Raw genomic sequence first — 12,655 nt, 5'->3', positions numbered from 1 at the left:
TTGGGTGCGCCCCGCCATGCCTGACGAGGTCGCCACGGAAGATGATCGCCAGCTCCTCGCCCGCGCGCAGGATGGGGACATGTCCGCCTTCGAGGCCCTGGTGGAGTCCCACCAGGACAAGGTGTACGGTCTCGCCCTGCGGATGACCCGCTCGGAGGCGGACGCCGCCGAAATCACCCAGGACACCTTCCTGTCGGCCTACCAACATCTCAAGGATTTTCGCGGGGATGCGGCCTTCGGCTCGTGGGTGCACCGGATAGCGGCCAACCATGCGCTGATGCGCCTGCGCCACCGCCGGGTGACGCAGGCCGCCGAGGCGGAGCTCCAGGGGCCGGAATTCACCCCCCGGGGTACGCTCGCGGACTACCCGGTGTCCGACTGGAGCCGGGACGCCGAGGAGAAGGCGCTGGACGCCGAGTTGGGGCAGGCCATCCGGCAATCGGCGGACAGGCTGCCCGAGGGGTATCGTGAGGTCTTCCTCTTGAAAGACGTGGACGGCCTCAGTTACGAACAGATTGCAGAGGTGACGGGAGATTCCATTCCCGCCATCAAGAGCCGCCTGCACCGGGCTCGTCTCGCGCTTCGGGAGGCGATTGACGCCTTCTACAACCGGGACAATCGCGGGCCGTGAAACGCAACTGGGGGGCTCCGCATCTTCCGAAGCGAGGACGAGGGCGTGCCGCAGCCAGCCGAGGTTCGGATGTACACCTGTAAAGACTCAATCAACCTCCTGCTGGAATACCTCGAGGGCGAGATGTCGCCCGAGGAGTCGCGCCACCTCCAGGAGCACCTGTCGGGGTGCTCGCCCTGTGAGGAGTTCTTGAACACGTACCGGGCGACGCCCAGTCTGTGCAAGCGCGCGCTGGCGGCGAGGATGCCGAAGGAGGTCAGCTCCAAGCTGACGGAGTTCCTTCGCACCAAAATCAAGTCCGCCTCGTGAACCTGAAGCAACTGTCGCTGCCGGAGCTGGCGGAGGCGCTCGCGCCCTTCTCCCCGTCCCCCACCGCGGTCCGCAAGGTGTTCGCCGCCGTCTTCGCCCACGGGCTCGGCTCGGTGGAGGAAGTGGCGCGCTCGCCGCAGGTCCCCCGGCGGGTGGCCGACCATCTGAAGGCTCACGCCGAGATGCCCAGCCTCCAGGTGGTGGAGCGGCGCCGGGCGGATGACGGCTTCGTGAAGTACCTCTTCGACTCGCCCCTGGGCGGGCGGATTGAGGCCGTCCGGATTCCCATCTTCGATGAGAAGTACGTCGTCTGCGTGTCCAGCCAGGTGGGCTGCGCGCTGGCGTGCGACTTCTGCATGACGGGGAAGTTGGGTTTCAAACGGAACCTCCAGACCTGGGAGATTCTGGACCAGGTGCTTCAGGTGAGGGCGGAGGCGGACCGGCCGGTGCGGGGTGTGGTGTTCATGGGGATGGGGGAGCCGCTGCTCAACTACAAGGAGACGTTGCGAGCGGCGGGCATCCTGTCGAATCCGGCGGGCTTCTCGATTTCGGGGCAGTCCATCACCTTCTCCACGGCGGGGCATGTGCCGGCGATTCGGCGCTACACGCGGGAGGGGCATCCGTACCGGCTGGCCTTCTCGGTGACGAGCGCGATTCCGGAGAAGCGGATGAAGGTGCTTCCGATTGAGAAGACGCATCCGTTGCCGGAGTTGATTGAGGCGATTCGCGAGTACAGCCAGGTGCGGCGCGAGCGGGCGATGATTGCCTATGTGGCGATTCGCGGGTTCAACCTGGAGCGGGAGGACGCGGAGGCGTTGAAGGTGGCCTTCGAGGGGATTCCCATCAAGGTGGACCTCATCGACGTGACGGACCCGACGGGGAAGTACGAGCCGCCCACGGCGGAGGAGCTGAGCGCGTTCCGTGATTACTTGCAGATCCTGAAGGCGCCGGTGGCGCGGCGGTATTCAGGGGGCAAGGAGATTGGGGCGGCGTGCGGCACGTTGGCGGCGACGCAGTACGGGGGCACGGTGATGCCGGCGCCCGTGTCCGAGTCGACTTCGACCACCACGTGACAATCGGCCCTGTCGGGCGAGCCGAGGGTGCGGGGTGGGGCGGGTAGGGTGCGTGGGTTTCCGGGGCCCTCCGGCTGGTGCCAAGGCATTCAGGGAGCAGGCCATCCGGTGACGGAGGCGCGTACCCGTGTCCCTGCTCTCGGAGTTCAAGCAGTTCGCCCTGAAGGGCAACGTGGTGGACCTGGCGGTGGCGGTGGTGATGGGGAACGCGTTCTCCGCCATTGTGACCGCGGTGGTGGCGGACCTGGTGATGCCAGTGGTCGGCGCGGTGCTGCCTGGAGGTGACTGGCGCAATGCGACGGCGACGTCACTGAATCTACGGCTGGGACACCTGCTGGGCGCGGTGCTCGACTTCCTCATCATCGCGTCGGTGCTGTTCATCGTGGTGGCGAAGGTGGGGCAGGCATGGGCGAAGCGCGGGAAGAAGGGTGAGCCCGCGCCGGCCACGACGAAGGTGTGCCCGGAGTGCCGTGAGACGATTCCGTTGGAGGCTCGGCGGTGCCGGGCTTGTACGTCGGTGCTGGTGACGGTGTGAAGTAGTGGCGGGTGCTTCACACCAAACGACCGGCTTCACGGAGCCTGGCGGTTGGGCATCTTGGAGCGGCCTCGGCTTGCCTTGGCGCTTCGTGGCTTCTTGGCGAGGTCTGACTGTCGAGGCACCCACCCGGGGGAATCGGAGTCGTACCACTCCTGCTTTCTGAGCCAGTCGTCGAAGCGAAGGAAGAGGGTCCTGGGGCCGTCCATGGTCTTCCGCTCGGCGAGGAAGGTCTCGAGGGTGTCGAGCAGGAAGGCGACGTTCTCGGGCTTCTCTTCCGTGGGGTCGAACTTCGGGTGACCTGATTTGCGTGCCAGGAGAACCACGAGCCATGACCAACCGAAGTTGGACCCACTGTCGACCTTGACGATGAGCCACTCACGAAATCCGAAAAGGAGCCCACCACCCCACGCAGCGTCGAATCCATGAACGAAGTTGGCGCAGGCGTCAGCACTTGGGTGTGCGAGATACATCTTCGGAAACTTTCTGACGTGGTTCAGGACATCGGGCAGGTGTGAGGGATTGCGCCGAGGAGAGGCCGAGGACGTACTCTTCTTGCTGTTGCCTCGGCGACGTGGAGTGGATGGCGGCACGGTGGGCGTTCCCAGGATGCGGTGGAAGGGGTTACATGCTCTACGGTTTCCGGACCACCAGAAACTTGAGAGGATGACGTCGCCGGCCACCACGGAGGCAGGTAGTGTGAAGACCAGGCGGTTCAGCCAAGAGCAGATGGTCGCGACTCTCCGCGAGGCGGAGCGGTGATCCGTGTCGGAGACCACGAAGATGCATGGAATGAGTGAGTCGACGGTCTAGGCATGGCGCAAGTGCTGCGGTGCATGAACGCCAACGACACGAAGCGGCTGAAGCAACCGGAGGCGGAGAACGCCCGGTTGAAGAAGTTGCTGGCTTAGCGGAACTTGGACATTGAGGTGTTGATGGAAATCCAAACAAAAATGGTGAGCGCCACCGCGCGAAGTCAGTAGGTAGAGTTAGCTCAAACAACTGCCCCGCATGTTGAACCTGCAACTAGGGCCAACCTGCGAGGCAGGAAGATCTTATTCAGGTGTATGATTCGTCCGAACTAACGGCTCCTAAAAACAAGCTTGAAAATGCTCATCGATGCACCAAAAGGCATGCGCGCCCTCTGATTTCATCGGCGTCGAGCGGAGTTCTCGTTTCTACGGCGCGCAGTTCTGGCCTTCCTCTTCCAGGCATTCGCTCGGATTCAAGTTGAATAACGCCTTTTGAGCGCCCATCAATAAACAGTTCGGCCTGACATGGAGCCAGCGCGGGTGGCGTCCCCGCTTGCAATTGCCCCACAAACACCGTCACGCCGGTGCCGAGCACGAAGAGATCTTCGACACTCAGCGTGAATGGAGAAATCTCCCGAGGAGTCTTCATAATCCAGCCTCCATCAACTGCCGCAATGCGGCTACATCCGGTCCACTTAGACCGAGCATTCCCTGATGCCGTATCATGAAGCTCTTAACATGGGTCTCAGCTCTTTGGACGCCAAGGCGCTCGATGATTCCGAGCCGCCACTGCGTCCCATGGAGGAACTCTTCGAGAACGGCGGCTTTACTAGGGTTCTCGCGCAGAAGGATGTGCGTGAGGTCCGGCCCTCCGACGTTCGCCTCGGCGCCAATGTAGTCAAGGTAGCGTAGCTCTTCGCTCCCGGGGGTGGCAAATGCGACCGTCCTGCCCTGCTGCCGAATGCTAGATATCAGCTTGGGCGAGGCGCGTTCGACCCCCATCGCAAGATTTGAGCTATTGAGCGATAGTCCCTTTGCGGACTTCATCGCCTTCGCAACGGCGCCACTAGTGCTCCTAAGGGAGGATACAACTCCTCCTCCGGTTTCGAAGGCGGATAGAATACTGGCACCAGAGGCGAGTGTGTAGAAGGCCGCCTTCCCAGTCCCGATGATGCAGCCGCCGACAGCGCCACTCCCGCACGCAGACTTGGCCTCCAGGACGCTCTCTCCGGCTGTCACAAACGGGATGAACTCGTTGATGGCAAGGCTGCCTGCCGCGAGCTTGCTAACTGGCGAGTAGCGGTCGTATACCGCAGAGGCATTAAGCATGCTGTCGAGTTGCGAACCAGCAATGGCTTTGCTTGCGTGGCATCCCAGATGTGGTCCACAGGGGATCATCTCCGAGCTTTCGTTAAAGGTCTCAGAGGCCTTGGTCAGCAGGGACGTCAGGGCTGACTTGGACGAGCCGGAACTCTGCCCGATGTCGTTCGTGTGGTGCGCATCGGGCTGGGTCTTCGCGTCGTCGAGGGACTCGACACTGGGCACCTTGAAGTCGACGCTGGGCAGGTATAGGGAGGGCCCTGGCGCGGACATGTGCCGATCCAGCGCGCTCATCATCATGCTTTGGGCTGCCTGCGGTGCCCCTGTCCAGCCGCCGTCCCATCTGCTCACCAGTCCTCCCACGTAGGGTGAGAAGCCACTCGGGTCCGTGTATCGCGTGGGATTGTTCAGCACGTAGGAGTAGGCGTTGTGCGCCTGCGCCGAGCCCGGCTGGGCAATGACCGGGTCCACGCTGAGGAACTTCATCAGCCGTGGGTCATAGACACGCCCACGCATGTTGATGAGGCCCAACTCGTCGTCATGCTCATGCCCTGTGAATCCGCGACGCGCGCCAGCGTGGCCTAAGGTGAAGGCCTGAGCCAGATTGTTCGCCTGCCTCCTGGCTCCGAAGGGCTCGTACTTGATGCGCTCGAGTACGGTGCCAGAGGCGTCGGTGACGGTGTCGGGGCTGCCCTGCGGGTCATTGAGGAAGTAGCGCGTGGACTCCGTGGAGGAGCCATCATCCCAGGAGACCTCGGCGATGACGCCCTCGGGACTGGGGATGCTGAGGATGTGGGTAGTGGTTAGTCCCTTTCTGCGACGCTGGTACAGGCCACCGAGATAGACGGTCTCCTCCAGGTCATCCGCGGAACGCTTGCGGACACGGGTGCCCGAGGCGTCGTAGTCGAAACGGACGGTGCCACTCGACGAGGTAACGCTCTCGGGGAGGTTGAAGGAGGTGTACTGCGTCGCGCGAACCAGGGCTCCCTGGGCATTTCGCGAAGCAATCTGGTTGCCGCGGTGGTCGTACTCGTAGGTGAAGGACTCGGCGCCGAGCTGGGCTTGTTTGACAGCGTGAGGGCCACCTGTCGTGCCTGATGTGTAGTCAAGCGTGGCGGAGGGCTCTGAGCCGGCGACGGGAGTGCGGCTGAGCATGTTGCCGAGCTTGTCGTACTGGAACTGGACGTCGAGGTTCTGGCAGTTCTGCTGAACCTTCCAGCGCTCGAGTCGGTCGAGCGCGTCGTAGGTGTACTTCTGGGTGACACCGAGCTCGAGGTCGTGACGCGCCGAGAGATTGTCGTTCTCGGTGTACTCGTAGGCGAGCCGCTGGACGTTGTTGCCGCCGCGCCTTGCCTCCGTGAAGCGCAGTCGGCCCTGGGTGTCATAGCGGAAGACGCGTGCGACACCGTTGCCATAATGGGCTGTCTTGAGCCGGCCCATGCTGTCCTGCTCGTAAGCCCGCCAGTAATTGGTGATGGAGTTGCTCCGGTAGATGCTCGAGAGGTCCCCTCGGTCCTCATACGAGCGGTTGATTGAGAAGAGCGCGCCATTGATCGCCACGGGATAGGTGAGGCGTCTCATTCGGCCGTAGTCGTCGTACTGCCGGCTCATCACGAGTGTCTCGCCGCCCACGCGCTGCGCGAGGTCCGTCTCGCGACCGAAGGAGTCAAAGATGTAGTCCGTGATGACGACCCCACTGGGATTGCCGACAGGGGTACGGGTCGCGCGCGTCAGGCGGCGCATGGCACCTGGCCCGTTGTCGTACACATATTCCAGGCTCTCCTTCTGATTGGTGGAGGAGAGGACGCGACCGAGGAGGTCGCGCTGGTGGGTGGTGGTGATGCGTCCGGCCGCGCCGGCGGCTGCGTCGGACTGGCTCTTGAGTTCGCCGAAGGCGTTGTAGAGGAAGAAGCGAGTCCCCGCGTTGGGGTCGACGGTGTGCTCCAGGCGACCCTTGGTGTCGTAGAAGAGAGAGTTACGATTGCCAGCCGGGTCGACCATGAAGTCCAGGCGGCCGAAGGGGCCGTAGGAATACGTCATGGTCGCTTCCTTGGAGGTTCCCACGGCCTCGGTGGCCTGGGTCATGAGCCCACGGAAGTCGACGAGCGTCTTCTTCACCTGGCCGAGTGCGTCCGTGGCCATTGCCTGCGAGGAGTAGGGCGCGGGTGCGGAGTAGCTGAAGCTCTCGATGAGCTTGCCAGTGAGACCCGTGGTGCCATCGCCGAAGCGGCGAGCAGCGACGCGGTTGAGTGCGTCGTACTCGTAGCCTTCCCACGTGGCCTGCTCGCTGCTTGTTCGGGGCATCTCCCGCTTCACCACGCGCCCGAGGACATCGTAGGTGACGGTGGAGGTCACCGTCTGACCGTCGAAGCGCGCGGACTGGGTCGTCACCTGACGTCCCATCGCGTCGAAGCGGGTGATGGTCTCATCCTTCACGTAGGCGCTCGTGGCCACCTGGGTCCGGTGCTGCGGCAGAGTCCCGTTCCATTCGTAGTGCGTCTCGACGATGGACTTGTTCGCGGGTGCCACGGAGGGTCCCTGGTACATCGGCGTGACGATGCGCTGGCGGCCGAAGCCGTCGTACTGGAAGCGCACGTGGACATCATTGGGGTCGGCTGTCTGTGCAAGAACCCCGAGGCCCGGATGAAAGAGGTAACGCCAGGTGGCGCCCTCGGCGTCCGTGGTGGTGGAGAGCTGCGTTTGGTCGAGGCTGTCGTACGTTACCGACTCGGTGCGGGTGACGCCGCTGCCTTGCTGAGACACATGTTCGACGAGGCCCTTGGTGTTTCGGATGAAGCGCGTCTTGAGATACGTCTCCGAGGTGGTGGGCGTCACGGCCTCGCCGACGAGCGACGGCTCATTCTCGGCGCTTTCGACCTGCCCGTGCGAGTCGTAGGTTACCTGCTGCATGCGAACGTTGCCGGCATCGGGCTGTCCCGTGCAGCCGACCACGGGAGCCCTGGCGCAGGACATCCAGGACGTGGTGACGGTCCAGGTGCCCTGGGGCAGCCAGGTGGTGGTGTTGAAGGTCGGCACGGTGACCGTCTTCACCTGATCGGTCGTCGCGGCGCCGTGGATGAGTGTGGTCTGAGAGAGCGGGGTGCCGTAGCTGTCCAACGAAGTGCGTGTCTCTGACTCGGAGACCACCGTCGCGGAGCCGTTCTTGATTTCGCGAACCGTCTCGACGATGCGGCTGGCGTACTGCTGGTACGTCGAGGCATGCGCCTCTGGCGTGCGGGTATAGAACCACTGGCGCTGCGTCTGGATGCGGGTGTTCGCGTCCGTCGGCACGTCGACGGTCTCCTCCTTGGGCAAGTGTGCCAGCGGCGCCTTCGCATGACGGTTCGAGCCCTCGAGCGTCGTTCTGTTGTCGTAGGTCGTGGTGGTGCGAGTCCCCGTCACCTCGTCGATGACCACTCGCTGCCCAAATCCCAACCAGCCCAGGCCGCGAGTGTCTGAGAGGCCGTCCCGATAGAGGTGGCGCCAGCTCTGCACCCGTTGCTCATTGGAGTTGAGCGCCAGTCGTGACACGACGCGCATCGTCTCTGGTGCCAGGCGAAGCCACGGCTTCGCCGGCGTCTCCGTGTAGCTCTTGGCGTAGAAAGGCTCGCTCGGCGTGATGGCCCCGTGTGGGTTGCTCTGGGAGAGCGGTGCGTACTCGAAGGAGTAGCTCAGGCCCGAGTAGCCCTGGTAGCTGGCGACCTGGATGTTCCCATGCACTTTCTTGAGCACGTCGGTCGCCTTGATGCGACGCGCGACGCGCAGCTCGTTCCCCTGGCGATACGTGAAGTCGAGCAGGCCATCGTTGTTGGTGTCGATGACCTGGGCCCACTCCTTGTTGTCCCCGCTGGGAAGAGAAAGGTCCTCGTAGCGGTTGAACTCGCCTTGAGTCCCCGCGAGCAAGAGCCGAATCGGGCTGCCGGGCCTGAAAATCGCGATGTCGACCCGCCCGTCGCCATCAAAATCACCGTGTTCCGTTTTGGCGAAATACAGGCGACTTGCGAAGTCGCCGTTCACGCTGGTCTCATGGATCTCCGTGAACCCCGCGCCCGTATTGAGCTGCACTCGGAGTTTCAAGGGCTCGGAAAGGGGACCCATTTGGTGCAGGGTTACGGCGTCCTGCAAACCATCCCCATTGATGTCCACGAGATGGAACGAATTGAAGATCACCCCCGAGCCAGGAGGCAACTCTGGAACGGCCCGTATGGTGGTCTTGATTGATTTCAGTGCAGCGACATCTGACGTGCTCGTTGCTTTTTCTCGATAGACAAGTGCGTCAAGGAATGCGCTTTCACCAGGGCCTTTGCCCAACAGGCTCATCTTTCCGCTTCCATCCAGGTCGACGACGCGCATGCCGGTGCTGGATTGCTGAAAATAGCCCACCGGGGACCTCTCGGTCGTCCTGCCTCGGGCCGTCTTATTGACGACCACGCGGCGCTTGCCTGGAACAATGCTGTCGGAGTCTCCCGTCAGGTCGATTTCGTGCTGCCCCATCCACACGCGCTCGTTGCGAGCATCTCCATCGACGTCGACCCAGTACTGGGAGTTCGGCTCCGAGCCACTGATTTGCATCTCGGGGTCTCCGGCACGGGCATGGCCATACTTGGGGGCAGGGTATTCTCCAAAATCCGAGCGACTCCACTCACAAGAGAGTGGCGTGACGGTGGAGCGACCAAAGCCGTCCCAATCCGTCACAATAGGATACAAGTTGCGCTCATGGCGCTTCCCACAGAAGTCACCTGGATCGCGGCCCCCGAAGAAGAAGTCCCAGAGGTCATCGAGCCAGATGGTTCCTTCGATGTTGAAGTAAGGATACCAGATGGAGCCGCCCGTCACGTCGGAGGTCACGAGCGAGGGTGACTCCGCGTCCGGGAACTGTAATAGCCGCATGGTGTCCTGCCAGAGTTGCACCTTGAAGTCGGTGGTCATCCCGGAAGCGGGGTCGCCCCAGATACCGTCACCCTCATTCATCTTGTCTGACCGGACAAAGTACGCGAGGCCCTGACGTCCAGCGCCCAGTCCAAAGGCATTCAGGCCCGCGCCTGCAGCGGCATCGCTGACGTTCTGAGCCTGCGAGTACTGGAAGTCCCACGAGCCCTGCTCCCAGTCGAAGCGCACGGGCGTTTTGCAGATGTCTTTACCGTCGCACTCTTGAAACTCCGTGAGGAGGCTTCGCTTGCTGATGGACCCCATGCGATACTTCAGCTTGTACGAGCGCAACAGCACAGTGGACAGGTTGCTGGCGCCCGGTGCGAGGCCAGGGGCCTTCATGTCGACCCGAGATAGCCGGAAGTCGCGTCCGACCTTGACGCCCGCCAGGTAGCCGGTGAAGACATCAGGTCGGAGTTCATAGTGGAAGGTGACCTCTCGCTGCCCCGGTTCGATGGAGCCAGATGCGTTGCGGAATTGGGTGTAGGTGATGCGCATGGGGCGATGCCAGGCGCCTGAGGCGGCGCCGAGCGCGGCCTGCTCGTAGAACACGTCCATCCGGTTGCCGAAGCGGTCCTCGACGGCGGCGAGCGCCCAAGCGATGCTCACCGGTTCAGTCCAGCCGACTTGAATGCTCCCTCCAGGCCCCTGGTCGAATCGCTCGTACTTGCCCCGAATGAGTGCATCGTCGCGCTGGCTCCCAGGACCCATCGAAACGCGCCCGTACGTCCGGATGAGGCCATCACGACCTCGAACCTCGAACGTCGCTGGCTCAACGCCATCCCTGGCGACAACCCGGATGGATGAGTAGGTGTCCTGCTCCGTCTTGAGTGCAAGATGGTCTGCGCCGGCGAGCCGGGCGCCATCCAAACAATACGCAGGGCTGTAGCGGTCAACGACGTCCAGCCCCCCGCCCGGGAAGAAGTCGATGGCTTGAAGCTTGCCGTCTCTCGCGAAAGAATTGGGGCACAGGTCAATCTGTGACAACCCCGCGAGGTTGAACCCGGGACCCAGAAGCCCATCACTTCCCTGGCTGTCATAGACAATTGAGAGCGAAGGCTGGATACCCGCTCGTCCACGTGGGGCCCAGAGCGGAAGCGAGACGGTGGCGGACCCACTCGTGGTCACGTCTGCCGTGAAGGGGGTGATTCCAGGCACTTCTTCGTTGCCGAGGCCTGTGTCAAGAATCGTGTCGGGGCGCAGTTCGAATGGAATGGTCTGCTGCGCACCAAGAGCCTTGCTTACCTGGACGAGAGATGTGTCATCCGCTTCGGAGCGCGGGGCGGATCCTGGCATGCAACTGATGAGCTGCGCTCCATAGAAAAGCAATGTGAGGTGTGCCGTCAGGAAGCGAAGGCTTGAAGGAGGGGGGCGTGAGTCTGGGCTCATGTCGGGTCGCCGTTCATGAAGGTGTGGATGTGGCCGTGCCTCGGCACCGGGATGTCGTCACCCGGCGCCAGCCATGGCGATGTCGAAAGGAAGTAGTTACTGACAGCGGGACTGTTCGCAGACACCGGACTCATCCGGTGCTCCCGAGCAGTTGTTGTCGATGCCGTCGCAGACCTCAACGGTGCCTGGTTTCATGTCAGCCCGGGTGTCGTCACAGTCCCCGGGAGTGCGGGATGTATTCGCGGGCTGTCGACAGGCGCTCTCGGACTCCCAATTGGCCCCATGACCATCATGGTCCTGGTCCGCGAAGAACTGGACCCATGTGGAGGTGTTGCTGTTGTCGTCGGGCCAGCCGTTGCAATCTTCGTCCAGGTCGTTGGCACAGACCTCGGGACGAGGTTGACCTGGAGTGCAGACGCCGTAGTCCCCCCATTCGCACACTTCCCTTGGCGGTTTTCCGTCTCTGGCTTCCTCGTACCAGCACGCCATGGCGCAGGCGGGAACGCTGCGCATGCATGCACCGACGCCACAGGTCTTGGGTGGAGCGTCGTCCACCTGCCCGTTGCAGTCGTTGTCGAACTGGTCGCATGACTCCGGCTCAGGCGGGAACGGGGTACAGGTCTGCTCAGTCCCGTTGACGCAGGACTGGACGCTGGCTGCGCAGGCACCCACGCCACAGTGTTTCAGGGCCCCTGGGTGCACCGCCGCGTTCGCATCGTTGCAATCCAGGCCGCTGGAGGAGGCTCCCGCGGGTACATTGCAACTGGCTCCAGTCGGGGCTCCTGCTCCATGACCGTCTCCGTCCCCATCGCGATAGAGCGTCAGCAGGACGCCTTCGTCCGTTGTGCCGTTACAGTTGTCGTCCGCGCCGTTGCAGACTTCGGCTCGAGGTGTGCCCGGCCAGCAGGTGTTGGCTCCCCAGGTGCAGACCTCGATGGGTGGCTTCCCGTCGCGTGACTCCTCCAGTTCGCAGTGGTCGGCGCAGGCAGCGACTGTTCGCCGGCAGAAGCCCACACCACAGGAGACAGGTGGCAGGTCATCCACTTGCCCATTGCAGTTGTTGTCGACCTGGTCGCACACTTCCTGCGTCGCGGGCCTGGGGATGCAAGCTGCCTCGGCACCGTTGACGCAGGCTGGGACGCTGGTGGCGCAGGCTCCAATGCCGCAGGACTTGAAGGCACCTGGTTTGATGGATGCCGAGCCATCGTTGCAGTCGGTCGCGTCAGTGACGTAGCCAGCGGGAATCCCACAGGCATCCTTCCAGTTGCCGGGAGCCCCGAATCCGTCTCCATCCGCGTCGCGGTAGTACCGCACCCACTGCCAGAGGGACGAATTGCTGTCGTCACAATCACTATTGTTGGTGACCCACCCCTGCGCAAGACAGCCTTGTCGTCCGGGGCCGGCGCCTTTTCGGTCCCCATCCGCATCTCGGTAGAGTGTGACGAGGACTCCCTCGTCGATGAGGTCGTCGCAGTCATTGTCGAGCCCGTCACAACGTTCTGGTTCGCAGGTGTCCGGAGGCGGATCGCAGCCGTTGCAGGCCATGGGGGCCACGGCTGCTCCAGCATCCAGCAAGGGCGCTGTGGCTGCCGGTGTCGCCGCGAGCGTGGGAAGGGCGATGATGATGGCGAGCAGTGCCAATCGATAGGCATGGAGGCGCCACAGCCGCGTAGCGGCACAGGAGGGTCGAGGCATGGTGAGCTTTCAAGGCTTGCGA

8 protein-coding genes are annotated in these 12,655 nt (G+C 63.1%); 4 read left to right on the top strand and 4 right to left on the bottom strand.

Annotated elements, in window-relative coordinates:
- The first annotated feature begins 16 nt into the window (after positions 1 to 16).
- From HUA78_RS06970 to mscL, 4 genes are all read left to right on the top strand, one after another.
- Positions 17 to 631: an RNA polymerase sigma factor gene (locus HUA78_RS06970; protein ID WP_174475922.1), complete on the top strand. Its 615-nt coding sequence runs from the start codon at positions 17 to 19 to the stop codon at positions 629 to 631.
- A 69-nt stretch (positions 632 to 700) separates the two neighbouring features.
- Complete coding sequence (locus HUA78_RS06965; RefSeq protein WP_141640579.1) at positions 701 to 940, top strand: anti-sigma factor; 240 nt, start codon at positions 701 to 703, stop codon at positions 938 to 940.
- Positions 937 to 2,013 (top strand): radical SAM protein, encoded by a 1,077-nt coding sequence (locus tag HUA78_RS06960; protein ID WP_174475921.1) that lies wholly within the window; start codon positions 937 to 939, stop codon positions 2,011 to 2,013. The genes HUA78_RS06965 and HUA78_RS06960 overlap by 4 nt, the downstream gene beginning before the upstream one ends.
- Before the next feature lie 127 nt (positions 2,014 to 2,140).
- Complete coding sequence (gene mscL, locus HUA78_RS06955; protein WP_174461007.1) at positions 2,141 to 2,548, top strand: large conductance mechanosensitive channel protein MscL; 408 nt, start codon at positions 2,141 to 2,143, stop codon at positions 2,546 to 2,548.
- 35 nt (positions 2,549 to 2,583) lie between these two features.
- Here mscL and HUA78_RS06950 read toward each other — a convergent pair whose 3' ends face one another.
- From HUA78_RS06950 to HUA78_RS06935, 4 genes are all read right to left on the bottom strand, one after another.
- Complete coding sequence (locus HUA78_RS06950) at positions 2,584 to 2,874, bottom strand: hypothetical protein (RefSeq protein ID WP_174466181.1); 291 nt, start codon at positions 2,872 to 2,874, stop codon at positions 2,584 to 2,586.
- A gap of 787 nt (positions 2,875 to 3,661) precedes the next feature.
- A complete protein-coding gene (locus tag HUA78_RS06945) occupies positions 3,662 to 3,949 on the bottom strand; it encodes a hypothetical protein (RefSeq protein ID WP_174466182.1) in 288 nt (95 codons plus the stop codon).
- Entirely contained in the window at positions 3,946 to 10,845 is a 6,900-nt protein-coding gene (locus HUA78_RS06940; protein ID WP_174466183.1) for an RHS repeat-associated core domain-containing protein, read from the bottom strand. Before HUA78_RS06940 ends, HUA78_RS06945 begins: the two co-directional genes overlap by 4 nt.
- Positions 10,846 to 11,034: 189 nt before the next feature.
- On the bottom strand, positions 11,035 to 12,633 hold the full coding sequence (locus tag HUA78_RS06935) for a putative metal-binding motif-containing protein (RefSeq protein ID WP_174466184.1): 1,599 nt from the start codon (positions 12,631 to 12,633) through the stop codon (positions 11,035 to 11,037).
- Positions 12,634 to 12,655: the final 22 nt, after the last annotated feature.

It is taken from the genome of Myxococcus sp. CA033, from assembly GCF_013336625.1.
GTDB classification, from domain to species: Bacteria; Myxococcota; Myxococcia; order Myxococcales; family Myxococcaceae; genus Myxococcus; species Myxococcus llanfairpwllgwyngyllgogerychwyrndrobwllllantysiliogogogochensis.
This window is presented reverse-complemented; position numbering and strand designations above follow the sequence as displayed.